Genomic DNA, 23,962 nt, shown 5'->3' on the forward strand with positions numbered 1-23,962 from the left:
TTTCTGCCGTATAACACACAAGCTTTATGCTAAACTCACTATCGTTTTTTATATCTACAAATAGCTCCACTTCAAATTCACCCATAAGGCTAACATCCGCCTCATAAATAGGCAGCTTAAATGTGATTTTGTTTGGTAGAGTCAAGTTCTCTTTCGCACCTGATTTTATCTCTACATCTAGGCTTATTTTTGAGCTAGTATTCTTTTGTATGCTGTCAAATTTTTTGACAGCTTGTAAGCTCTGTGCTAGCTCTATCACGTCCATATTGTCGTTTGGTTTGCCGTCTATTTTTGTGATATACATAAATAGCGACTTAAGCAAAAAGATAAACTCTCTTTGTGATAAATTTCTTTCTAAATGCTCGTTAAAACTCCTATAAAAAGGCGTATAAACTAGGTTTAACCCTATACGTTTTTCGCAAAACTCCGCCTTGTCTTTGGTGTTAAAGTCCACTATGCACTTTATGCTTTTATCATCAAAAAATAGCTTTGAATTTGGCTCTTTATACTCATTTACAAGCCCTATAAAACTATCCACATCAAGAGCATCTATCAAGTATCTGTTTCTAAGTGGCTCTTTTAGTAAGCCATCAGCTAGCATATAGTCTTTATGGACTATCACAGCTCTTTGCTCATTACTCATTACCACGCTTGGCACTACATATTCGTTTTCTCTTTGCATTTTTTATCCTTTACTTTTTGAAGTCAAATACCAACTGATCCGGTGCATTTCTGCTAGGTAGCATCTCTTTACTAACGTAAAATCTAGTTTTTACAGGCTCTTTTGGTAGGCTTACACTGTTTGAGCCAAACACTACTATTTGACCACTTTCGTGCTGGTCTGGCTTTATGATTAGTTTTAGAGTTACATTTGCTGACTTTTGGGTCTGAACAACTGAATTTATTGCTTGTTTTAGATTTTTTGAGGTTTCGCTTAAAAAAGCTCCACCACCTAAGCTTCTTAAGGCATCTATTAAGACATCTATGTCGCTATTTACTACTGTTTGTGTCATTTTTTATCCTTTTTTTTGTTTTTAGGGATTTTTAATCCCACCGCCACTCTTTTTAAGTGTTTTTGACGTCATTAAGCACTTAATTAAACCGCCCATAAGCGGCTTATTAAACACTTAAATTTTTATCGTATCAACGGCTTTCTTAGAGCCTTTTATACAGATAAATTCACCATCAAGCTCATAAAATTTGCGTGAATAAAATCCGTTTAACCCTCGTATCATCTTGTAATCTCCTCGCTGTTATATCGTTTAGCTCTCTCTTTTTCGATCTCACCCAAGGCTTCTCTTACGCTCTCCCATAGCTTTTTGTTTTTAGGATGAGCTAGTTTGGCGATAGCTCGTTTTTCTATCTGCCTTACTCTTTCTGTGCTAAGTCCTAAAATAACGGCTATTTGGGCGTATGTCATCTATTTTATTACCACCATTGTTAGTGCATCTTCTATAATCTCGCTATCTATCTCTTTATTTTTAAATTTCGCCGCCTTATAAGCCTTTTTGTATAGTTTTGAAGAGGCTCTAAAGTCGTTTTCGCAGTATTTGTATATTAGGTTAGTGCCGTATATCTCCAAGCTTTCGCTATCGCTAAGCCCCTTCATCACATGCACGTTGCATATTCTGTTATAAAATCTCTTAAGTTCGCCGCCACTTCCCACTAGCTTATCTTTAAGTAGCTCAGTTCCGCAAAGCACCATCGGCTTTCCGCTATCCATCCATATAGCCCTAAGTCCGTCAAGTGCTTGTATAGGTAGATTTTCCGCCTCATCGATAAGTAAAATTCTGTCGCTTTGCTTTAAAAACTTCACGATCTTATCAAGCTTAGTGGCATTATCTCCTACGCTTTCTATACCTAGCTCGGTGCATATCTTATCTAGCAAAGTCTTAGCCTTATAAAAGCGATTTGTTTTTATCAGCACTGCATTTGGATGGTTTTTTGCATACTCGCTTAGTATAGTCGTCTTGCCGGTGCCCGGTAGTCCGTATATAAGACCCAACTCACACTCATCTACAGTTTCGTCTATAACATAACTTCCCATAGTAAAGTCGTTTGTCTCCACTATCTCGCTTTTCATCTCATTTAGTGGGCTTTGCTCTCTTTTTATCTTCTTTTCGTAATATCCGTCTATGTAGCGATTTATCTTATCCGCCACATCTTTATTGTCGCCCTTATACTTTCCCGCACGAAACTGCGATAACGTAGCCGAGCTTACTCTTTCAAGCGACCTAGATAAGACGTTAGCGCTTATGCCCGTATCCTTTAAAAATGCTTCCAACCTCTGGATAGTATTTACCATCGTTCATCCTTTAAAATTTAGCCCTTTATATGAGCGTTTAAAAATTAAACACCCGTTTAAAAGCCTTTTAAAAACGTTTTTTAACGTCTTTAAAAGACCTTTACGCCATCTTTTTTTTCGCTAACGCCATCTCTTCAAACACACTCATTCTTCTAGTCTCTTTTGCCTTACTCTTTGCGTTTTCTATCTGCAAAGCGGTTACTTTCGCGTCGCTTTTTGCGGCTCTTGCTATTTTTAAGTCGGCGTCTATTCTTTGGGCTTCCTTATTTACCGCTTTTACGGTAGGAGTTACGGCGCCGTTTATCTCTACTTTTTCTACAAAATCTATAAATTTATTTCTTACTTCGTTTGTAGCTAGCGTTTTAGTCTCTTTAGTTTCTTTTAGGCGTTTATTAAATAGCTTTTGGGATGCTTTCGCGACTTCTACGCTTGTTCCGTTCTTATCGTCAAAGGCAACGGCTACGTCTATAAATTCGCCTTTAGCGTCCCACAAAAAGCACTCGCTTTGGTTGTTTATGTTTAAATTTGCATAGACATTGTTATATCCGTGCATTGTGATGTTTTGATACCAGATGCCGCCCACGCTAACACCCTTTTTATTTACGCTCTTTAGCTCTCTTTTGCCAAGCCTTGCGCTTAGACTTATCGCATCCATTGCCACGGCTTCGTCCGCTTTTGCGTTATAAGCTTCGCATACGCTCATCTCAAGCCTCTCTAAATAGCGAGTATTTAAAAATTTCTCGGCATACATATCCATAAGCTCTTGCATTTCGCTTAGATTTTTAAGCTCTCTTAAATTGGTTTTATAGCCCTTTTTAAGCCGTCTTTCCTTTTTGGAGTAGAAAAACTCAATGGCTTGTCTTTGCGTGATGTTATGACCGATAAAGCCGGCTAAATTTGCGGTAAAGTTATGTTGAAGTGTTCTAAAATTTCTCTCGACATAGGGCTTTAACCAACCGCTATAAGCCCTAACGGCTCTGTATTCAATCTCAAGCGCATTCATCACGCTATTTATATATTCGCTTTTAAACGCCTTGCCGTTATCGCCTTTGATTACTTGCGGTTTGCCGTATCTTAGGATATATTTAGCCACCGCTCTTGCTATGCCGACGGAGTTTTCGGTGTCTGTTATATGAAATGTCGCCACGCCCGAATAGGTATCGATTAGCGCTATTATCGTGTAGCGTTTTTGCCACTCTTTTACGTATGTTTCAAACTCCTCTTTGTCTTTGAAGATGTTATTTACGGCCTTAAAACCTATCATATCGCAGATGTCGGAGGCATTGCATATTAGATCAAGCGGGCTAGCGTCTATTTCAACTATCTGATTTATGCTATCTGTCGCCCAGTTGCTACGTCCAAGAGCGGGAAGGTGTCTGCCGACCGCTCCGTCCTCGCCGTAAAGTATGATATTTTTGAGTAGTTTATTGTCTTTTAAGTAGTTATTTACAAAGCGATGGACTATTTCATAACTTACGATCTCATCTTTTTTGCCGTTAAACGCTTCAAGACTAAATTTACCGCTTTTAATAGCTTCATAATTAAGTAAGTTGTATATATTTGTGATATTTATCCTGCCTTGTTGCGCGTGTATTAGCTTTATGGCGTATTCTTTTAAGCCTAAAATTTCTAAGCTTAGCGTTTTATTATTCGTTCTCTCATCTACTAACGCGTCAAGTCCGCCGCGCTTATATTTGCGTTGCCAGTCAAATAGCTTATTTGCGGTTACCTTTATAGAACACACCTTTTTTGTGTTGATGTAGTCTATAAAAACAGCTACACTTATTTTACCTTTTGCCTTTTCCCACTCTTTTACCACCTCGTATTTTTCAAAGGCGGCTTTTCTCTTTTTATCAGAACATGTAGCGATAAGCGGCAGTCTTTCATCTACCGCTTCGCTAGTTTTTGCTTTTTGTGCTAAAGTTTTGTCGTTTTTTTCTTCGCTCTGCGCTTGTTCTTTTCTCTGGCTAGTATGAATTTGGCTTGAAATATTAGCTCTTTGGCTACTCTCTCCTCGTTCATATCCCACGCCATAGCTAGAGCATTCACAAAGGCTTGTGTCGCACTCATCGCATTGTCTTGCATGTATTCGTGCTTGCTCGTTTTTACACACGCCATACACTTCATCTCTCTTGCTACTATTTTTATTCTCATCTATGCCTCCTTGTTTAGTTACTTCTATGAATATATCACCGCTAATGCTATGATTGTCATGCAGATTATAAATAGTGCATCCATTTATACAGCCTTTATTTTGCGTCCGTAAATTCCGTGATCCGTCATCTTGACCGCAAAGCCCATTTTCGCCATACTCGTCGCAAAATGCAGGAATTTTGATTGTCTCGCTACTTCCGCCTGATCCAATCCCGTCTCTTTTTGCATCATCTCCGCCAGCCCTCTTGCTTGCGTCCTCTCTATTGCTACTACCTGCATTTTCTTCCTTTGTGGTGAAATTTAAGCTGCCGACACGAGTTGTTATGGCACTGCTTGTTATGTCGGCAGGTGAAATTTCACTTCTAAACTCTTCTATCTCTCCCCGGGAGCCCTCTTTATCGGATAAATTTGCGTTATGTGCGACTACTATCTCGTCGGCGATCCAGATTTGAAGGATTTTCCCCGAAGCTCCGCCTCGTCCAAATAAATATCTATACATAGTTTTCTGTGTATCAATAGTTAAAATTTTTTGACCGTTTTTTTGAGCTTTAGCTACACATCTTTGTAACTTTCTTAAATTTACGCCCAAAATTTCGGCAACCTCTTTAGAATTTACCCACATTTAGGCTACCTTGATACCTATGTTTCTAAAAGTCTTTTTGGCTTTTTTAGAAAAATATCCGTTTAGGATACTGCTGTAGCTTAGATTGTTTTCGCGGCAAAATCTCTTGAGAGTTTTATTGGTTTTTGTTTGGATTTGCTCCGCTACGCCGCCGCTCTTTACGTTGCCGATTAAATCTATCATTGTTTAAGCTTCCTTTGATATAATTTTGGTATTAATGTCGAAATTATACATAATTTTCTATGTATTGTCAAGATATAAACATAAATAAATAGGTAAAAATATGGTTGGAGATAAAATAAGGGAACTCAGACAAGCTAATGGGTTGAGCCAGAAAGACTTTGCTAAACAATTTAAAATAGCTTATGGCACGCTACAAAGTTATGAATATGGCGAAACTGAACCAAAACCAACCCTGCTAAAAAATATAGCTAATTTTTTCAAGATAGATATGTCTTATTTTTACGAAAGCGATAGTCGTCAATATGTCGTCAAAATTAATGACAAACATGTCGTTAATATGTCGTCAAATGATAAAAATTCTGTCGTCAATCCCTCTAATCTTAAAAAGTTACAGATAGAGCAGATTGAAAGCGATCAAATTTACATAAGGCAACTAAGCTCAAGCGTAGGAGCTGGCGAAAGCGTGGATATAGATGGTATTGAGATATACGATACCGACGTGTTTGTGCCGTTTTCAAAAATGTTATTTAAAGTCCGCCCTAAAAACATAGATCACGTGCGCTGTATGCGCGTAGACGGCTACTCTATGGCTCCGATGCTGTTTCCCGATAGCTGGGTTATAGCCGACGTTACGTCTAAATTTAGCGGAGACGGACTATATATCGTAAATTACTGCGGTAATTTTATGGTTAAGCTGTTGCAAAAAGCCCCTGACGGCACGCTTTCCATAATCAGCACGAACAAGGACTACAAAAGCTATGAGATAGGACCCGATGACCAAACCGAGGTATATATAGTCGGTAAAGTGCTAAGGTGTGTGATATAAAGCCCATTTAAACGGCTTTTAAAAGGTTGTAAAAAGTGGTGTAAAAAAGTGTAAAGTATTTGTAAAGTAATGTAAAATAAAATTTCGCCACTTTGATTTTGAATAAAATAGCTTCTAAGCCCTATATTTAGGCACTCATCGCTAAATTTTTCTCACTTTGATTTCTTACAAAACTTTACAAAAACAAACGACGCTGAGATCAAATTTTAAAATGTCTAAATCAGCTTTTGATGTTTTGACTCGCATTAATAAAACAAATCATAAAATTATTTTTACCATCTTCGTGTTTGTATTTTAAGACATGCCCGTGTTTTTTAAAAATTTGATTTGCTATATAAAGTCCAAGACCAAGCCCTGAGTTTGATGTCTCAACCTTTCTGTTAAATGCCCTTTCAAAGTCAAGTCTTTGCTCTTCTAGTTTGTCCCCCACGCTACTTATGCAGAGCTTGTTTTTATCTATGCTTACGATGACTTTGTCATTAGAGTATTTTAAAGCGTTGTCGATTAAATTTTTAACTCCGGTTGCATAAAGTTCAAAATCAACCTCCACTACGCTTACTTCGCTCTCTGCTCGTACCTCTATGCGACTAGTATCCTTTAGTAAAAGTAGGTCTACTGAGTGGTCGATGATGTCCATAACTCGGTGTCTGTTCTTCTTAAGCCCCCATTCATTAGATACTAGTTTTTCTACCTTGACGACTTCGCCTAGTATTATCTCAAGTCGTGTAAATATCTGCTTTAGTCTATTTTTAAATTTATCATCTTGTAGTAGTTCCGCTATCACGTCCGCCATGATCCGCCCCTTCATTATCGGGTTGCGAAACTCATGCAAGATGTTGCGTAAAAATAGCGCTCTTGCTTCCTTTATCGCATTTATTTTTTGCATTGTAGTATTAAACTCGCTAGCGATTTGATCTATCTCATCATTTGCTTCTATTTTTATTAGTCTGAATTTATCTTTTTCTCCTGCCTCTCTTATCATGTTTTTTAAATTTCTAAGCTTTAGTAGCTTTCTTAAAACAGCTATAAAAAAAGTTATCATAACGATATTTACTATAAACCAAAGTATCCAAATTCTGCGTGTAGACATCTCTTCTAAATTTTCTAAAGGCACTTCGTGTGTTGTGATGTCGTTTTTTAGCGGATCAAGCCCTGCTGCTATCATAATACGTGGTAGCATTTTGGCATCTACAGAAAAAAATCTAGGCACAAAATAGAGCTTTTTGTTATATCTTATCATATCGGCATATGAGTCACTAAAAATTTTCTCACCGTTTTGCCTGATCTCATTTGGGTCATACTCGCTGTTTTTAAGCCCTATTTGCTTTAACTGCTCGGTAGCACCACTGTCTTCTTGTCCGCGTATACGCATACCTAGCATAAAGCGCTGATAAGTAAAGTACTCTGCGTCTCTTATCTGCCTGTTTGATTCGATATAAAATGCTGAGTTTACTATGATAAGAGCGATAAAAAAGAAAAAAGTTATTAGCTTTACTATAGATATACTACGCATTGATAAATTTGTACCCTATACCGCGCACGGGGTGGATATATCGTGGATTTTTAGAGTTATCTCCTATCTTTTGACGCAGTCGCCCTATAGCTACATCGATGCTTTTAAGTCCGCTTTGAAATTTTGACTGACCTAAATTTATCAAAATATCCTCTCTTGGTATGACCATTCCCTCTTTTTCATAAAAGTAGATAAAAATATCAAATTCTGCTTTTGTTAGTGCTATTTCCTCTTTGTTTTTTATGACGATACGTCTTTGTTTATCTACGCAAAAAGTTTTGGAGTCGCTAGTAATCTGTATCCCTCGGCGCAGTATGGATCTTATCCTAAAGACAAGTTCTATAGGGTCATACGGTTTTGCCATATAGTCATCGGCTCCAAGCTCAAAGCCCTTTATCTTATCTAGTGTCTCGGTGCGAGCCGATGGTATGACTATTGGTAGTGCTGGATAACCATATCTAACTTTTTTGCAAACTTCAAGACCATCCATATCTGGTAAGCCTAAATCAAGCACCAGTGCATCAAAGGTATTTTTTTCGTTTAAAATTTTAAGTCCTTCAAGCGGATTTGTAGCTATAGTTACATCAATCTCGCTTTTTGCTAACGCATATTTTAAAAGCTCAGCCAAATCAAAGTCATCTTCTATAAGTAAAATTTCTATCATGGTGGTGATTATATCAAATTTTAAAAATTAAAACTAAAAATTATTTTTTAGGTAATGTTACCAAAATCTTACCGTTTTTAGTAAGCCTGCGTGTTATGATTTCGTTTACAAATTAAAAATGGGCATTACAAAACAAGCTGGGTCCAAGACTCTCTTACTAAGGGGTGTTCAAAAATTAAAGGGGTTTACAATGAAGACATCTGTTTTAACAATGGGTAAGCGCGAGTTTGCCTTTAGTTTGGCTGCACTTATGGCTATGACATCTAGTGCTTATGCTAGTGATAGCTTAGAGCAAGCTCTACAGGCAAGTACGATAAGTGCTACAGTATTTTCATACTATGATATGGATAAAACCGAGTACTTTCCGCCTGCTAGCAGTACAAATCCAAATCGCCAACACATCGGCGGTATCGGTGCTGAGCTTAGATTTTTAACCGGCTCTTACTATGGCTTTAGACTTGGTCTTACGACTCAGGGATTAGTAAATTTTGCTCCATCAAATGCTGCAAAAGATTTTTACGCATATGACTGGAATAGTGAAGGTGTAGCACTTTCAGAGGCTTACTTAGGATATGAGCATGACTACATCGACCTTAAAATCGGTCGTCAATACTACAACTCAAAATACACCGGACTAGTGCCACCACTTGTTGCTACAAATACAGATGTGGGATATAAAGAGGCGTTTGAGGGTGTGAGCGCTAGGATAAAGCTTGATAGCATTGATACTGTTATCGGTGTGGCTGACTTTTGGAAATTTGCAGGTAGATCAAACGCTGTAACAGGAGGTGATGATGGCGCGCCAAGATTTAAAGATAGAGTTATCATCGGCGGACTTGGGCCTTACGGTTTTAAATTTGATAACATCTTTAACTCATTTGTGACATATAGCGGGCTTTCTGGTGTTTCGCTCACAGCTGCTTATGCTAATGTATCGGGTCTTGAGTATGATGACGCGGCTAACTCAAAGGGTGATATAAATTTCTACTTTGCACACGCTGGTTACAAAACACCCGCACTTTTTGAAAATGCTGTAGTTGGCATAGACTTTATGTATAAAGGCTCAAGAACAAACGGCACTTTAAAAGAAAATTTTGACTTTAACGGCGATTATTACACAGGTATGGTCGGACTTTATAACGCCTATGGTTTTGATTTTAGATATGCGTACTCAACTGTTAGTAAAAACCAAATGGCACTTCAAGGCATAGGTAACGACTGCGGTGCATTTACGGCTACTCCTATTTATGGTCCGTTTTTATTTATGTCTTTTGCAGGTATGAATTTACATAAACTTAGTGTGGGTTATGATCTTAGCAATGTAGGAGTTGACGGTCTAAGAGTAGATGCTGACTACTGGTATGGCGAGCAACGCAACGGTAGTAACGTCCGCTCAGGTGGCTTACACGGTCAAGCACCAGGCACTAGGATAGATGTAGAGGGCTGGGATATGCAACTTACTTACAATGTTCCTGCAGTAAAAGGTCTAAAGATATCTGCTATCTATGAAACTATGGATAGAAAACTAAAATACACCAACGGTAGCAGTAACGGCAAAACGACAGATGAGGAGTTTTGGCTAAGAGCGTCTTATGACTTTGATATATTGAAATAAATTTTATAAACAAGGAGTATAAAATGGTAGAAGAAAATGAACTATCACGCCGCTCGTTTTTAAAGCGTAGTGGAGCGCTCACACTTGGCTCAGTCGCAGCTGGATCTGCACTGCTAACAGGCTGTGAAAACCCAAACAATCACCTTATCCACCTAGAAAAGGAGGCTGCAAAAGCACCAGAGGTACCAAAGTGGCTAGGTATTGAGCCACAAATTTCAGATGCACAGATAAAAAAGACACTTGATACAGATGTGCTTATCATTGGCGCTGGTGTTTCCGGACTTCATGCTGCACGCGCTGCTAGTGAAAAAGGCGCAAAGGTCATCGTTATAGAAAAAGCTGGTCGCTTTCAGGTTAGAAGTGGTCAGTACGGCACTCTTGGGAATAAATTTCAAAGAGAGCTTGGTATCACATATGACAAGCACGCAGCTATAAATGAGCACTTAAAACAGATGGGATACCGCGCCGATCAGCGTGTGTGGAACTACTGGGCTGATCACAGTGGTGAAGACTTTGACTGGATGATAGACCTTGCGCCTGGGGTGCATTTTATGATGGAGACTGATACACAGCTTGATAGAAGCAAGATAAATTTGATGCTCATGCACTATCCGCTTCCTGCTACATATGATCCAAACGAGGAAAATAGCCCAAGCTATCCAACTGTTATGACATTTTTACCTAACCAAGAGCCGATGATGGAGCTAGTGTATAAAAAGTCTATGGAGCAAGGTACAAAGTATATCTTTAAAACTCGCGCGCAAAAGCTACTTCGTGATAAAACTACTGGCAAAATGCAAGGAGCTATCGCGCAAGATATGGCTGATGGCTCTTATATCAAGATAAATGCTAAGTCGGTGATTTTAGCTACTGGCGATTATATGAATAACCCTGAGATGGCAAAAACATTTGTGCCTTGGGTGGCAAATTTCTTCTGTCCATTTCCAAACCTAGACTATAAAAATAACCCTACAAATACAGGGGACGGACATAGGCTTGGCTCATGGATAGGCGCGAAACTAGAAGATGGACCGCATGCGCCAGTTGCGCACACTCTTGGTGGACCACTTGGCGTTGATGCGTTTTTGCTGACAAATGCAAAGGGAGAGCGCTTTACAAATGAAGATCTTAGCGGACAGCAAGTCACTCAGCCACTCTCTCGTCAGCCAGGAGGCTTTGTGTAAATTTGTGTATGAAATGAGAATTTATATAGACAAGAAAAAAGATAAGAGAATTGCGATAGTGTCGTGATTTGAGTTATAAATTTTCTCATTTCAATGAGATTGACAAAAGTGTTCGCAGGTTTAAAATTTCATACACTCATCATACATTTTGGCGACAATGGTTAGACAAGTGTCAATAGGTGGTTAGAGAGCCGTTAGAATGGGATTAGAGCGCGAGCACTCCCGATGGTATCACTTTTTTTACGACACCTACGATTTTTAGCATTTCCAGCTCATCGCCGCTCATCACAATATCTTTGTAAAGCTCATTCATCGAAGTCAGCTTAACTTCCCTATTTATCGGATCACGCAGTAGCTTTTTAACATATAAATCGCCATTAATATTTGCGATGACAATTTCGCCGTTACTAGCTTCGTGAGTAGGTAAAACAAGCACCATATCGCCGTCTTTTAAAAATGGCTCCATGCTATCGCCAAATACTTTGATAATATCGTATTGGCGCGGCTTTATGCCTAAAATCTTGGTTAGAAATTTGGCTGTAATGCTTATAGTTTCAAAGTCATCATCGTCATTATTCGCGCCGTATCCAGCAGCAGCGGTTACGTCAGTAAAAAAACGCAAATTTATAAGTCTGTTTTCTTGCTCGTCAAGAAGTGTTCGCAATTTTTGTAATTTTTCGGATTTTTCTGGACTAATGGACGACTTAGGGACACTAAGGGACAAGTCGTCATATAAATTTTTAACTTTAACACCAAGAGCTTCCGCAATTTTAGATAGATTATCTGTTGTCGGGTTTGTTTTTCCATTTTCATATCGCTTTATAGTTTCAATAGAAACGCCCGAAAATTTTGCTAAATCAGCTTGCGTCCAATCCTTATTAGCCCGAAAAGCCCTAATATTTTCAGAAAGTGGCATAGAAGTTCCTTTTTATCTTGACAAGGTGTCATAAATGTGCTATAATTCTTTTAATTTTAATTTTGAAATTATAACTTTAAAAGTTTAATTAAAATTAAAAAACAGAGTTCTTTTAAATTTTATTGTTAAGCGGATAAAACCAGATGAAAGGATATACTATGGACAATACGCGCAAAGAGGATATACTTGATGCCATAAAGGCTATAATTAAAATAATAGACGAATATGCAAAGAGTAATGAGTACGGCGGCGACCAAGCGAGAATAATTAAGCTTTTGAAGGCTTATTACAATCTTTAGTCTCAGGTGAGCTTAGCAGCTCTCCTACTCTTTTATAGATTTCTACTATAGGCTTTACGGCATCTTGGGCGTCGCCCGATATTTGCGGCTTTTTGGTGGATAGTATTAGCTTGGTAAGCTCTAGTTGGATCTCTTCTTTGGTCATTTGCAAGTCCTTTGGATTAATTTGGCTTGGTCGCTAAATTAATGATACCAAAGGGCTTACAAATATCCGCTTAATAATAAAATTTAGCAAAGGAGTAACCGTGATAGCGGAGTATTTTAAAAATAACTGCATAAATATCAAGTGGTGGGCGGATAAGCACGGGCTTGATTATACCACTACGTTTTACGTGGTAAAAGGCGCGCTCAACGGCTCAAAGCGCAGCAACGGCAAGACAAAGGCGGTATTTGAGGCGCTTAAAAAGGAAGGGATCATAAAGCAGCTTCCAAAGGGACTAAGAGAGCAAAAAGGCTAGTTAATGTGGGTAAATTCTAAGGTTGCGGCAGAAATTTTGGGTGTAGAATATGAGAAGCTCAAAAAAGCTACTCAACGTGCAAATAAGGCTGGAAAAAATTTTTGCTCATTAGGGTGTCATAAATGCCACTTTACCTACACTGACGGCATAGGTCGCGGCGGCAAAGTCCTTCAAATTTGGATAGAAGATCAAATAATAGACGAAAAAGGAGTAAAAAATGGAGCTTATGATAATAGCGCTAATGTGTGCGGTAGTAGCGATAGATACGCTACGTTATCCCAAAATTTAGGCAGGGCTGATGTGCGCTTTAATAGCGGCGCTGCTGATAATGGTTCTATGCAGCGTGAAGATCAAGATAAGCACGCAAGCCCTAGCGATCATATGCATAACCGCGGTGATAATAACTCTGATAAAAGCAATGAGTGCGTAGATAAAGCCCAAATACTAGCTTATGCGGCGCAGCATGGCGTAAAGGCGGCGGCTAAATTTTACGGCGTAAACGAAAAAAGCGTGTATCGATGGAGAAAAGAATTTAACCAAAAAGGCGCAAAAGCTTTAGAGGACGGACGAGGCGCAAAGGTAAGAGCGGATATAGAGCTTATAAAGCAAGCGATCCTAACGGTAGGCACGGCGCAAATGACTAGCTGGTGGATGGAATACTGCCGCAGATACGCTCTAGCTAACGGACTGGCGTTTGATATGTATGATCTAAAAGCCGACATAAGCAGGGCTACGTTTTTACGTCATGCGGCACTTATTTCAACTCAAGATTACGAAGTAAGAGCCTTTTTGCGAGGCGGTAGAGACACGCTTGATACCAATATTAGCATAAAACGCGATTATTTAGGCGTAAACGAGGAGTGGCAGATAGACGCTACGCCGTTTGATTTCATGTGCTTAGATGAAGCGGGCGAGCCTAAACGCTACACGGCGGTGGGTATCGTAGACGTAGGTAGCGGACGCAGGGTTTATGAGCTATGCGATAGTCCAAATTCATACGCAAACGTAAGGCTGCTTAAAAAGGCGTTTCGTGCGATGGGAAGACCGGGATATATCAAGGGCGATAACGGCAAGGATTACGTAGGAGAGCATTTTCAAGGGGTGCTTAAAAGGCTTGGAGTGATATACGCGAAGGCCGCTAAATTTGACGGGCGCGGAAAGGGAAAGATTGAAAGAAGTCATAAGATAGTTCAGGATTTCTTTGAGTCTTTACCGGGCTTTATAGGACATAACGTAGGTCAAAGAAGCGCGCGCGAGGCTCAAGCCGAGGACAAGAGCGCAAGACTAAGCGGAGTAAAGACGAATATCAAAAATCTAATCAGTCGTGAGGCTATGCAGATGATGGTTGATGAATGGTGCGAGAAATTCAGACGCGAGACATCCCAGGCAGGCGCATGGGAGTTTGACGAAAGAGTGTTTGGTAAATCTTATGAAAGACGCTTGCAAGCCGAGGGCTTTAGCATAGACGGGCTTAAATTCGTGAGCCTTGAGATATATCGCCATGCAAAGATGGGCGATGTGTGCGAACTAATCCAAAACATAGACGATGCAAGCGTATGGCACGCATATAAAGACGGTGAGTATCTATGTGACGTGATAAATAGCGAGGTGGCTAAATTTAGCGCCGAAGAGGTCAAGGCTGCACGCAAAGAGTATGCGCGCCGCGTGATAAATCCGACAAAGGCATACATAAGAAGCTTGCAAAACGAAAAAGACGCCTATTACAAAGGCGTGGCGGAGGCTAAGCTAAAAGAGGCGCAAAAAGGCAAAGCCGAAGTGATAAAAAAAGATAAAAATGTTGTTAAGACCAAGATCGAGATAGAAGCGCCGATAGCTAATAGCGTGTATCTACCCGATCTTGAAGACGCACTGAAAGTTTTAAACGGATAAAAATAAGAAATTTGCGAACACCTATCTTTTATGCCCCTATTTTAGGGCTTTAAAAGTTATACGGGTGTTCGCAAACTTGTTATTTTAGGTGCGAACAGCGCAAAAAGGATAAAAGATGGATTTAAAGAAACAGTTTGAAACGTATCAAAAAAGCGGCGGCAGCTACCGAAAGTTAGCTGCTTTAATCGGTGAGAAAAATCATACATACGTTACTCTTGCTATTAACGGCTGGGGCGAATATAAGCTAAGCGACGAGAGAAAGAGCGAGATAGAGGATAAAGTAAGATCGTTTTTCGGCTCGTTAAATTTAAAGGTCGGCTCAAAGTATGATGAGATCTGCGAGAGTGCGGGGATAATCCCGTTTAACAACACTATAAATATCATCGCAAGCGTAATAAAAGCGATAAAGCAAGGAGCGCTGATGAAGATTACCGCAAAAAGCGGTACGGGTAAAACTACCGCCGTGCGTGCTCTTTTGCCCGCAATCCCTCAATGCGTTTTAGTAACGGCATACGACGGTATGAGTAAAAAAGAGCTACTTGAAGAGATGTGCGCTAGCTTAGGCGCAAAAAGCACTCTAAAAACCCAGCAAGCACTAATGAGAGCGATAAAAGAGCATCTAAGTCATACAAAAAAGGTGCTAATCATCGATGAAGCTAATTTTATGAGCGAAAAGAGCCTAGAGCAGATCCGCCACATCCAAGACGTAAGCGGCGCGGCGATTATCTTGGTAGGAACCGAGAGGCTTGATTTGCAAATCGCACGCAGCCACGAGCAAGTAGAGAGCAGAATTCGTCCGTCTCGTGCGTTAAGCGCTTTTGGCGAGAATGAAGTAGCGATGCTGTTTGAAAGAGCGGGTATAGATTTGGACGAAAAAGAGGCGGTTGCGGTATGGAAAAAGTGTAGAAATTTGCGTGAAGTAAAGTATTTGCTTGATGACTTAATCGAAATTTACGGCGGAGACAAAAGCAAATTAAAGGAGCTATTATGAAAACAAACGAAGTGCAGTTTCTAAACGAAGCGGGTAAAACACAGGCAAAGGGGATAGCGGAAATGATGGTTATCGAAGATATGAAAGAAAAAGGCTGGGAAATCGGAATAAGCGCAAAGGGAGAACTATGCGGCATCAGACGCGGTAAGCGCGGGGATGTAAAGCACGCTTTTGATAAAGCGGGAGAGCGAGAATTGGCTAGGTTTAAAGCAAGAATGATAAAGGGTCAAAAGGCTTACTACTCGGATCAATTTTTCAGGCTCATCGGAGAGGGAATTTACGAGCGTGAGACTATGAGATTGGTTGATATTTTAAGCGCATAAATTTGATTTTACAGGGGGCTAAATTTAGCCTCCGATAAAGTTAAATCTTAAAGGAAAGGAAAGATATGAGAACGGCAAGACTGGTCTTTGTCAGCACTCCATACGCAAGCATAGAGTGTAAAGATAGAGACAGAAACTATTATGCAAGACAGATAGCGCTTGAAGCTTGTGCGATCGTGCGTAAAAACGGATATGAGCCTATAAGTCCCGTATTAGTATGGATGGATACTCATAGCGAGCTTGAGAGAGAAGTCGTGATGAAAAACTGCGAAGAGCTACTTAGGGTTTGCAGTTATTACTATTACCATGAGTGCAAATTTAGTAAAACCAGCAAAGGTATGGCTACGGAGCGTGAGTGGGCGAAAGAATACGGACTGACCGAGCTTAAATTCAGTTTGTTTGAGTAGGCAAGATGACTGTGCGGATCGTTAAGAAAAATAAAAACAACTTAGCGGTCTGTTTGAAATACGGGTATGTCTTAAAAATGGGATATATCAAGAAATTTAATGTAGAAAGGGAAAAATATGGCAAAGCTTGATGAAAAAGGTTTTTGGCAAAACAAAGAGGGAAATTTCGTCCACCCGCAAATGGTGCCGATAGATAAAAGCCTAGAAGATGAGCTGGTTGAAAAGCTTATTACAAAGGCAAACGAGCTACAAGCGGCGATGAGGGAGTTCAAAAAGTATGCTTATGGCGAGTGCGAAAGCTTTATGGATATGCTAAAAGCCGAATACGGAATAGATAGGCTTGAAAATTCAAGGCTTGGCAACGTAACGCTAAGAAATTTTAACGGCACAAATGAGGTTCAAATAGCTATCTCAAAGCAGATTAGCTTTGATAAAAAGCTTGTTTTAGCAAAAGAGAAGATCGATGAATATCTTGATGCAAAAACCGAGAGCGCAGACCCAGAGATCCGCACGCTTATAACTAGAGCATTTGATGTCAAAAACGGCAAAGTAGATGCCAAACAAATACTAAGCCTCAAGCAATATCCGATACAAGATCCAAAGTGGAAAGAGGCTATGGGCATGATAGATGAGGCAACCGAGATCGTAGGCACAAAAAGCTACATACGTTTTAAGACGAAAGATAGTTTAGAGAGCAAATGCGATCTTATAACACTTGATTTTGCGGCGATTTAAGGAGGCAAATGATGAAAAATGCACTTATAGCTAGTTTGCTTGGATTAGCGGCTACCCAGAACGACTTTGACGGCTTTGGCGGCAATCAAGCAAAAGATAGTCAGTATAGCGGTGTTTGGTATAAATTTAAAGGTTTAAAAGACAAAAGCGGCAAGCTCTTGCCTAGATTTGTGCGTAGAGCAAAACTAAAAGCATACGTAAAGGGCTAACAAGCCCTTTAATCAGTGTTTATTCATCTTTTAAACATTGATTAAAGAGTTTACAAAGGACTAAAATGCAAGATATTAAATTTAAAGTATTTTACGAGCCGTCAGGCAAAATTCATGATGTCTTGGCGATTGATTTCATCAAGAAAAACGTAACTATCGAATACAAAAAAGGTAAAACTCAAGTAGTCTGTATGGAGTTTTGTAAGATCATGCAATATACTGGCATGAGCGATCATAACGGCAATGAAATTTATAGCGGACATATAGTTAAATTTGAACCGTCTTTGCCATACTCGATAGACGAATGCATGATTAAAAACGGCGAGATAGGCATTATAAAATTTAGCGAAGGCAAATTTATCGTAAGTATTGTAAAAAGCGATGTCCTATTTTTTAACCTAGATACCATAGGCGACTGGGTGGTAATAGGAAACATCTATGCGACCCCCGATCTTTTGGAGTAAATATGACCTCAAAACGCGCAAAGCTTATCGCTGATTTGTTTGGTGATAGCAAAGGCTTTTTACCTCAAGCAAAGATTATAAAATTTGATAGAAAACTGCATTTTATACCCGATGACGAGCTTATAAATTTTGCGATATTCGTCGATAATTTTCGTGCAAATTTCGTAAGCACGGAGCTAGCCGTGCATAAAGCCTCTATCGCTTGGCAAAGGATAGCATTTGAGCGAGTAAAGTATGTCGGCGGTAGCTTTTTTCGAGGGCTTGAGGAAATGATAAGCTTTTGTAGGGAGGCTTACCGCGGCGAGGCGCTTTGCAGCTGCGAAGACGGCAGCGGGTATTTGCCTTACGTAGTGATAACGGTCGATGACGAAGGCAACCTAAGAAATAGCGCCTCTATAAACGAAAACGGCGTATTTAAAAGGCTCGATAGCTCCGAAACCTCTCAAATTTATAGCTGGCTTTTTGCTAATCAGCACAAGATCGGCGACGTAAAAAGAATAAGCCGCGAGGATTATGAGAGGAGTATCGCTAGAGAAAGAATGAGCGCACTTAGCGCACCAAAACAGCAAGAAATCACAATAAGCGATAAATCGCTAAAACTAATCGAAAAGACTATAAAAAGGATAGGCAAATGACCCGTGCTCAAGAGATATACAGAAAGCAGCTTTTAACTCGCATACATACAAACTCCGTATATCTACAAATGAAGTCTTATGAGGTATGGAATGAATGGCTAAATTTGCGTTTTAAAGTAGCAAGCTGCGCCGAGCTTAGCATAGGCGAGCTAAAGCTTGTGCTTGATATTTTACTGGGCAATGCAAAAGACGGAGTAAATTTTAAGCCAGATTATGCCGGAAGAAATTTGATAAGCAATAAGCAAATAGACAAGCCAAGGCGTAGCAAAAAAGACAAAAAAGAACAAGCCGATAAAAAGATCAGCCCAAATCAATATTTACGCATGCTAGAGCTAGCAAACGCGCTTAGTATGGATGAGATAGCGCTGCTTAAATTTGCAATGAAGCAAACAAGACAGATATTTATCAGACTATTGCAGCTTGAAAAAATTACAATGGACGATGCGACCAAAATCATCACGGGCTTAGAAAAAATAGTTAAATTTAAGAGGGAAAGAGAATAAATGATCTGTCCAAAATGCGCCTTTGAAAAAACGAGAGTAATCACTACGATAAAAAGCACTAGCAACGAAAGATGGCGAAGATGTCCTAGTTGCGGAGCTACCTTTGTGACGATAGAAATGATTAAAGTAGATAAAAAAATAAATGAATATGTAAAAGAAATTTTAAAGGAAGTAAAAGGTGAGTAGGTTTGATTTTTTGGGTGCCGTAAGCATAGATAAAATTTGTGCGCTTGATGAGCGAGAGACGTTAATAGACGGCTTTTTGCTTGAAAAGAGTATAAATATCGTTTGGGGCAAAAGCGGCCTAGGCAAGACTTGGCTGTGCTTTGCAATCGCCAAATATCTCTCGAATTTAGGGGTCGATAGCGTCTATATAGATGCCGATAACGGCATAGATCTCATCAAAGATAGAGGATATGACGAGATCATAAAAGAGCTGCAAGGACGTATAACGTATATAAACGCCGATTTCATGGATGATAGTAAAACGCAGATGCAAAAGACGCTTGAACTGATAGAGGAAGGTGCTGCAAACGGCTATGAAAAGGCGCTGTTTATCTTGGATAGTCTCTCGTTTTTCTTGGGTGACGGCATATACGACGAGATAAAAATTTACAAGCTCATAACGTTTTGTAAGAAGATCCGTCGTGCCGGAGGAACGGTTATAATAATAGCTCATGCGACTAAGGGCGGCACAAATTTACGCGGTAGCTCAAGCCTAATAAACAGCGTAGATGAAGTGTGGGAGGTAGGCGCGCAGCCAAGCAAAGCGGGTGAACTAAACTTTGTATTAAGTCCGTATAAACAGCGTTTAGACGTTAAAGAGAGTGCGTTTAATATAGAATTAAAAGGTTGCAAGCTAAATCACGCCGTCCCTGAGAATATAAAGATAGACGAAAAAGAGGCGGCATTAATAGAACAGATAAAGTCCGCGCTTCTTAGCGGCGAACTTAACCAAAACAAAATCTACAAAGCTCTTGAAAAATCAAAAGGTGATCGCGGCGTGCAGGCAGTATTAGATCGCTTTTGCGGAGTGTATTGGGATAAATTTGCCGGTAGCGGCAAGAATATAAACTATAAGCTCTTATAAAAAATAACCAAATTTGCGAACACGTAAAGTAAAGTGCCTAAATACAGGGCTTATAACAGGCTTTAAGTGTTCGCACTATATACGTAATGCTATAATACGAATATGAATAAAATACTACTTGTCGCACTTGTTTTTTTACTAAATTTAAACGCCGATACTCTTTTTGGTAAGGTTGTAAAAATAATCGATGGAGATACTATCCACATCCTTGATAGCTCAAAAAGACGGCACAAAATAAGGTTGTTTGGCATAGATGCTCCTGAAAAAAAATAAGCCTACGGCAATAGGGCGAAAAACTATCTTAGCGGCTTAATAGCCGGCAAGGAAGTAAAAGTTGAATATAACAGCCTAGATAAATATCAAAGAATTTTAGGCGTAGTATTTTTAGAAGAGCTAGATATAAATGCAAAAATGGTATCAGACGGCTACGCGTGGGCATTTGTAAAATATTCTCACAAATATACCAATGAAGAGATCTATGCAAAGAAAAATCATAAAGGGCTATGGCTTGATGAAAACCCTATTAAGCCGTGGGATTTTAGAAAAAAGAGATAGTTATTTTAAAGTTTTTATAATCTCATCACTCAGATAATCGTTTATCCGTTTAGTCAGTTTCTTTTCCAAATTTCCACCGCTATCAATAGGCAAAAACGCCCTAGCCGGGATATTTAGCTTGCTTGATCCAAACTGATGAGTTAGTCCGTAGGCAAAGCCCTTGTTTGAGCTGTTGTTTGATACGGTTACGCTAGAGCTATCTGATTTGACTATCCAGCGCGTAGCTAAATTTCCGCTTTGCCAAAGTATGCGTTTACTGCCCTTGGCTCCAAATTTAGCCAAAAATCCCGCACGCTGAGTTTTGCCGTTTTTCGTGTAAGCCTTTTTGCGGCCGCCTACATACGCGAACGCCGTATTTGCACTAATAGGCTTCCAACGCTCGCCAAACGGACTGCGTTCGTCATCAAAACTCTTTTCAATGCTATTTAGTATCATGCCGCCTACGGTGTTTAGTTTTACTTTTATCTGTGCGCCCGAAAGTGAGCCCTCAAGTGTTTTTAGTTTGGCTTGTATCTGCTCTAGACCCTTGATCTCAATAGACATATTAGTTCCTTTATGGTATAATTACGATATGAGGTAAGTAAATAGGCTGAAATCCCATTTACTTACTACTTTGTTTTATCGGCGTGAAGATGTGAACCCTTATAAAAGGGAGAGTAACCACAGAGGGCGAAAGCCGTCGATGTTGTGGGTTCAAATCCCACCCACGCCTTTTTAGTATGTAGGGCAGATGGCGGTAGAGAGTGTAGCCGGACGTCGCCACTAGATGGAATAACGGCGGTTATCGTGGGTTCAAATCCCACCGCCCTACTTAATATTTTTAATCTCACCATTTTTTATCAAAGTTGTAAATTCTTGTTTAAAAAATTTATCTAAAGTTATAACATAGTTGCTTTGCTTAAATTTCTTATGTATTTTGCTTATCTCAATAGGTATTAAATTTATTCTTTCCCTATCATTTTCGTCTTCAAAAACAAAAAGGATATTTTCTTTTTTCTTTCGTAAATCCACATACGCCTTGCTCTCATCTTGCAATACATCGACAATCTGCTTCATCTCTTCAACGCGTAGGGCGTGAGCGTAGGCATCTTTACGCTTTGGACTTGCGTGAGTTAGCTCTTTTTTGGTTAATATTATCCCTCCGCTTTGAATATCTTTGTCTAAAATTTTACTTGCGATCTTGGCGATAGCTTCGCTTAAAAAGCCTACTTGAACCATATTTATAGGAGTTTTTACGTTATCTTTTACGATTACGTCTTCTATTATGGCGTTTAGTCCTTGCTTCCACGTATAAATATCCGCATCGTCTTTAAGGGTTTTTAGCTCATCCTCTAACCGCTCTTTAAACGCAGTTTGCGGAAGTTTATCTATCTTTTGCGCAAAGACGTTTTCAAGATTATCCGTTTTACCGACGTTATAAGTCCAGTCGGGGTGCGGCGGGACATTTGGCACGTTACCCGATACGCTCCAGCCGTTTTCATCCAGCTCGCGCTTGGTGTAAGCTCTAACTTGACAGCGGCAATTCCACGCATTAGGCGGATAGTGAGTATCCCAAAATTTATCCGCCTTTGGCAAGATCACTCCATGCAGCGCGCGGTGACTAGCCCTAGTGCGACCGTCTATAACTGCAACATACCTGAAAAACTCCGCATCGCTATTTATCTGCGAATTATAACGAGCCGTGCTATAAGCTACTCGCATGTTGGTATTATAGATGTTTTTTAACCTGCGAGAACCTACGTAAATTTGCTTTGTTTTACCCGTGCGCGGATCCGTTACGCTAACATCGCCTAGCCAACCTTTTTTTGCAAGCGTAGGCAGTAGCTCATTTTTCCACTCTTTAAAGCCTTTCCCCTTGTTTGCCGCATCGACTAAACTTGATTGAATGTCGGCTAATAGATCGAGCCTAGTTATCTTTGCGACCGTAAAAACACTGTGATGAGTAGCGTGCATAATCTCGTCATAGTCAAAGTGAATTTCGGGGCGCTTTGCCTTAAGATACTCTATAACCGCAGCAGGTTCGGCAAAAAAATCAAATTTCAAAGCATTCCTTTTATGTGTGCGTTTGCGATCATTGTCTCAAGCATATCTTCAATAGCCTCAAGATTTATGTTCGGATATTTTTGCAAGATATTTTCATAAACTTCCTCAAAGCTCTCGGCATTTATTAAAAGCTCTTCTATGTAGCCTTTAATCTCGTCCTCTTGTTTTTTGGTGTTTGCGTTAAATGCGGCCTTGTCTATCTCGTCTAAGAATAAAGACTTTGTTTTTGCATTTTTTGAAAGCCTTAAGTTAGCGTTGCCGCTTTGCGTAGGCAACGGCAGGTCAAACTCTTTAGCTAGATCTTCCGCACTCATTGAATATCCAAGCGGATCTAGGATTTGTAGTACTTGAGCGCGCTTAAGTAGATCGTCGTCTTTTTCAATCTGAATGTTTAGGTTTGGGGTTTTGCCAAATTTCGCATAAATTTTAGCCGCGTTTCGCACCGCAAATTTAACGTCTCCGGCTAAAATGTCTTTTCTGTTTAGCTCATGCGTTTGGCTCATTGCAAAGCTGCCCGTAGCGCTTATGTTCGAGCTTAAAACCGAGCCGTTTATGACTTTAGAGATCTCTGCGTCGCAGTAGCGCACAAACTCCATAAAATCGGCTTGATTTCCTCTACCCTCTAAAACCTTTACTACGTCTTGCGGTCCTACGACGGCGTATGAGCCGCTTTTAATGTTTGAAAGAGCCTGCGCCATAAGCTCGATAATCTTTTCATCTCCGCTTGAGCTGTTGGCAATTAGCGGCGGTACCCCTAAAAACTCGGTAAATTTAAGATAGTGACTGAGCACAAAGTGTTTGGCATAGACTAGCCAAAGCAGCTTAATAAGCACGGGTTTCGCCGTTATTGACATAAAGCGCGGTTCTTTGGCTTCATAATCCTTGTCCTTAATTTTTAAAAACGGCTTATTGCCTTGAATACGGATAAAGTCGCGATCAACTTTTGATATACCTATGCTAAAGTCGTCCTTTACGTAAAGCTCAAGCAGGCTGATACCAAAAATTCTAGCTTCAACGCTTGCTTTAATAATCTCCTCTATATTCTCATCCTCTTTGCTGCCTAACTCATGCGTAAAGAATTTGTTAATGATAGAGCTTGTGCGTTTTTCTATCTCTGCGCCTACGGAGCTATCTTTGTCTTCTATTAAATTAAAGATTGGGAATAGCTCTTGCTGATTTTTAGTTAGCAGCGCAGCTCTTATCTTGCCGGCTGATAGCTCTACGTAGTTTTGAATATCCGTTTTTGTGTAGTCTCCCTTTGGCTTTAGCAGATCCAAAAAGCTTTTTAAATTTTTATCCATCTTTAGTCCTTTTTGTCTAGTTTTAAAATAAGGCGTTTTAAGAGCTTTTACAAGCAAGAACGATAAAAGATATACCT

Annotated in this window: 29 protein-coding genes, 1 tRNA gene and 1 pseudogene; 18 read left to right on the forward strand and 13 right to left on the reverse strand. The window is 39.8% G+C overall.

Annotated elements, in window-relative coordinates; translation table 11 throughout:
- The 6 genes from CCAL9328_RS06925 to CCAL9328_RS06950 form a co-directional block, all read right to left on the reverse strand.
- The coding region (locus CCAL9328_RS06925) for a DUF2303 family protein (RefSeq protein ID WP_170000316.1) at positions 1-682 on the reverse strand (682 nt) is incomplete at its 3' end.
- 10 nt (positions 683-692) lie between these two features.
- A complete protein-coding gene (locus CCAL9328_RS06930; RefSeq protein WP_169938897.1) occupies positions 693-1,013 on the reverse strand; it encodes a YfdP family phage-associated protein in 321 nt (106 codons plus the stop codon).
- Between the two features lie 218 nt (positions 1,014-1,231).
- A complete protein-coding gene (locus CCAL9328_RS06935) occupies positions 1,232-1,420 on the reverse strand; it encodes a sigma factor-like helix-turn-helix DNA-binding protein (RefSeq protein WP_170000099.1) in 189 nt (62 codons plus the stop codon).
- Complete coding sequence (locus CCAL9328_RS06940) at positions 1,421-2,305, reverse strand: AAA family ATPase (RefSeq protein ID WP_170000317.1); 885 nt, start codon at positions 2,303-2,305, stop codon at positions 1,421-1,423.
- Between the two features lie 100 nt (positions 2,306-2,405).
- Positions 2,406-5,081, reverse strand: a complete 2,676-nt coding sequence (locus CCAL9328_RS06945; RefSeq protein ID WP_170000318.1) for a TnsB C-terminal domain-containing protein — start codon at positions 5,079-5,081, stop codon at positions 2,406-2,408.
- On the reverse strand, positions 5,082-5,264 hold the full coding sequence (locus tag CCAL9328_RS06950) for a hypothetical protein (protein WP_169938917.1): 183 nt from the start codon (positions 5,262-5,264) through the stop codon (positions 5,082-5,084).
- Between the two features lie 100 nt (positions 5,265-5,364).
- Between CCAL9328_RS06950 and CCAL9328_RS06955 the strand changes: the two genes are divergently transcribed.
- Entirely contained in the window at positions 5,365-6,090 is a 726-nt protein-coding gene (locus tag CCAL9328_RS06955; protein ID WP_169938918.1) for an XRE family transcriptional regulator, read from the forward strand.
- A gap of 220 nt (positions 6,091-6,310) precedes the next feature.
- On the opposite strand, the gene CCAL9328_RS06960 is transcribed toward CCAL9328_RS06955, so the two are convergent.
- Together CCAL9328_RS06960 and CCAL9328_RS06965 are read right to left on the reverse strand one after the other, a co-directional pair.
- Entirely contained in the window at positions 6,311-7,603 is a 1,293-nt protein-coding gene (locus CCAL9328_RS06960) for an ArsS family sensor histidine kinase (protein ID WP_170000319.1), read from the reverse strand.
- Positions 7,596-8,267: a response regulator transcription factor gene (locus CCAL9328_RS06965; protein WP_249318078.1), complete on the reverse strand. Its 672-nt coding sequence runs from the start codon at positions 8,265-8,267 to the stop codon at positions 7,596-7,598. Before CCAL9328_RS06965 ends, CCAL9328_RS06960 begins: the two co-directional genes overlap by 8 nt.
- 190 nt (positions 8,268-8,457) lie before the next feature.
- Between CCAL9328_RS06965 and CCAL9328_RS06970 the strand changes: the two genes are divergently transcribed.
- Together CCAL9328_RS06970 and CCAL9328_RS06975 are read left to right on the forward strand one after the other, a co-directional pair.
- Positions 8,458-9,882 (forward strand): metalloid reductase RarA, encoded by a 1,425-nt coding sequence (locus tag CCAL9328_RS06970; protein WP_170000320.1) that lies wholly within the window; start codon positions 8,458-8,460, stop codon positions 9,880-9,882.
- 23 nt (positions 9,883-9,905) lie between these two features.
- Complete coding sequence (locus tag CCAL9328_RS06975; protein ID WP_249318083.1) at positions 9,906-11,066, forward strand: FAD-dependent oxidoreductase; 1,161 nt, start codon at positions 9,906-9,908, stop codon at positions 11,064-11,066.
- 205 nt (positions 11,067-11,271) lie between these two features.
- Here the strand turns inward: CCAL9328_RS06975 and CCAL9328_RS06980 are convergent, their stop codons facing one another.
- Positions 11,272-11,982 (reverse strand): XRE family transcriptional regulator, encoded by a 711-nt coding sequence (locus CCAL9328_RS06980; RefSeq protein WP_170000321.1) that lies wholly within the window; start codon positions 11,980-11,982, stop codon positions 11,272-11,274.
- Between the two features lie 267 nt (positions 11,983-12,249).
- Entirely contained in the window at positions 12,250-12,426 is a 177-nt protein-coding gene (locus CCAL9328_RS06985; RefSeq protein ID WP_170000322.1) for a hypothetical protein, read from the reverse strand.
- A 100-nt stretch (positions 12,427-12,526) separates the two neighbouring features.
- Here CCAL9328_RS06985 and CCAL9328_RS06990 point away from each other — a divergent pair, with 100 nt between their 5' ends.
- From CCAL9328_RS06990 to CCAL9328_RS11060, 14 genes and pseudogenes are all read left to right on the forward strand, one after another.
- The gene (locus tag CCAL9328_RS06990; protein WP_170000323.1) at positions 12,527-12,739 is read left to right on the forward strand and encodes a hypothetical protein; all 213 of its coding nucleotides are present in this window, start codon (positions 12,527-12,529) and stop codon (positions 12,737-12,739) included.
- A 3-nt stretch (positions 12,740-12,742) separates the two neighbouring features.
- A complete protein-coding gene (locus CCAL9328_RS06995) occupies positions 12,743-14,629 on the forward strand; it encodes a helix-turn-helix domain-containing protein (RefSeq protein WP_170000324.1) in 1,887 nt (628 codons plus the stop codon).
- 115 nt (positions 14,630-14,744) lie between these two features.
- Positions 14,745-15,620, forward strand: coding sequence for an AAA family ATPase (locus CCAL9328_RS07000; RefSeq protein WP_170000325.1), 876 nt, complete (start codon positions 14,745-14,747; stop codon positions 15,618-15,620).
- A complete protein-coding gene (locus CCAL9328_RS07005; protein ID WP_170000326.1) occupies positions 15,617-15,943 on the forward strand; it encodes a hypothetical protein in 327 nt (108 codons plus the stop codon). The genes CCAL9328_RS07000 and CCAL9328_RS07005 overlap by 4 nt, the downstream gene beginning before the upstream one ends.
- A gap of 65 nt (positions 15,944-16,008) precedes the next feature.
- Positions 16,009-16,350, forward strand: a complete 342-nt coding sequence (locus CCAL9328_RS07010; protein WP_170000327.1) for a DUF7768 domain-containing protein — start codon at positions 16,009-16,011, stop codon at positions 16,348-16,350.
- Positions 16,351-16,467: 117 nt separating this feature from the next.
- The gene (locus CCAL9328_RS07015; RefSeq protein WP_170000328.1) at positions 16,468-17,085 is read left to right on the forward strand and encodes a DUF3164 family protein; all 618 of its coding nucleotides are present in this window, start codon (positions 16,468-16,470) and stop codon (positions 17,083-17,085) included.
- Between the two features lie 11 nt (positions 17,086-17,096).
- Positions 17,097-17,294: a hypothetical protein gene (locus tag CCAL9328_RS07020; RefSeq protein ID WP_170000329.1), complete on the forward strand. Its 198-nt coding sequence runs from the start codon at positions 17,097-17,099 to the stop codon at positions 17,292-17,294.
- A gap of 65 nt (positions 17,295-17,359) precedes the next feature.
- Entirely contained in the window at positions 17,360-17,758 is a 399-nt protein-coding gene (locus tag CCAL9328_RS07025; RefSeq protein ID WP_170000330.1) for a YopX family protein, read from the forward strand.
- A gap of 2 nt (positions 17,759-17,760) precedes the next feature.
- Complete coding sequence (locus tag CCAL9328_RS07030) at positions 17,761-18,393, forward strand: hypothetical protein (protein ID WP_170000331.1); 633 nt, start codon at positions 17,761-17,763, stop codon at positions 18,391-18,393.
- Positions 18,390-18,896 (forward strand): hypothetical protein, encoded by a 507-nt coding sequence (locus CCAL9328_RS07035; protein ID WP_170000332.1) that lies wholly within the window; start codon positions 18,390-18,392, stop codon positions 18,894-18,896. Before CCAL9328_RS07030 ends, CCAL9328_RS07035 begins: the two co-directional genes overlap by 4 nt.
- On the forward strand, positions 18,897-19,082 hold the full coding sequence (locus CCAL9328_RS07040) for an NrdR family transcriptional regulator (protein WP_170000333.1): 186 nt from the start codon (positions 18,897-18,899) through the stop codon (positions 19,080-19,082).
- Positions 19,075-19,986 carry an AAA family ATPase gene (locus CCAL9328_RS07045; RefSeq protein WP_170000334.1) on the forward strand — a complete coding sequence of 304 codons (912 nt, stop codon included), beginning with the start codon at positions 19,075-19,077 and terminating at the stop codon, positions 19,984-19,986. The genes CCAL9328_RS07040 and CCAL9328_RS07045 overlap by 8 nt, the downstream gene beginning before the upstream one ends.
- 102 nt (positions 19,987-20,088) lie before the next feature.
- Positions 20,089-20,259: a thermonuclease family protein gene (locus CCAL9328_RS11055; RefSeq protein ID WP_249318087.1), complete on the forward strand. Its 171-nt coding sequence runs from the start codon at positions 20,089-20,091 to the stop codon at positions 20,257-20,259.
- 12 nt (positions 20,260-20,271) lie between these two features.
- Positions 20,272-20,541: pseudogene (locus CCAL9328_RS11060) on the forward strand (thermonuclease family protein); the annotation flags it as partial.
- Here the strand turns inward: CCAL9328_RS11060 and CCAL9328_RS07055 are convergent.
- Positions 20,542-21,084, reverse strand: a complete 543-nt coding sequence (locus CCAL9328_RS07055; protein WP_170000335.1) for a phage virion morphogenesis protein — start codon at positions 21,082-21,084, stop codon at positions 20,542-20,544.
- Positions 21,085-21,264: 180 nt separating this feature from the next.
- Between CCAL9328_RS07055 and CCAL9328_RS07060 the strand changes: the two genes are divergently transcribed.
- A tRNA-Leu gene (locus CCAL9328_RS07060) sits at positions 21,265-21,351 on the forward strand.
- On the opposite strand, the gene CCAL9328_RS07065 is transcribed toward CCAL9328_RS07060, so the two are convergent.
- Positions 21,349-22,584 (reverse strand): phage head morphogenesis protein, encoded by a 1,236-nt coding sequence (locus tag CCAL9328_RS07065; RefSeq protein WP_170000336.1) that lies wholly within the window; start codon positions 22,582-22,584, stop codon positions 21,349-21,351. The two genes, CCAL9328_RS07060 and CCAL9328_RS07065, sit on opposite strands and share 3 nt — an antisense overlap.
- A complete protein-coding gene (locus CCAL9328_RS07070) occupies positions 22,581-23,885 on the reverse strand; it encodes a phage portal protein family protein (RefSeq protein WP_170000337.1) in 1,305 nt (434 codons plus the stop codon). Before CCAL9328_RS07070 ends, CCAL9328_RS07065 begins: the two co-directional genes overlap by 4 nt.
- Positions 23,886-23,962 lie beyond the last annotated feature (77 nt).

It is taken from the genome of Campylobacter sp. RM9328 (genome assembly GCF_012978615.1).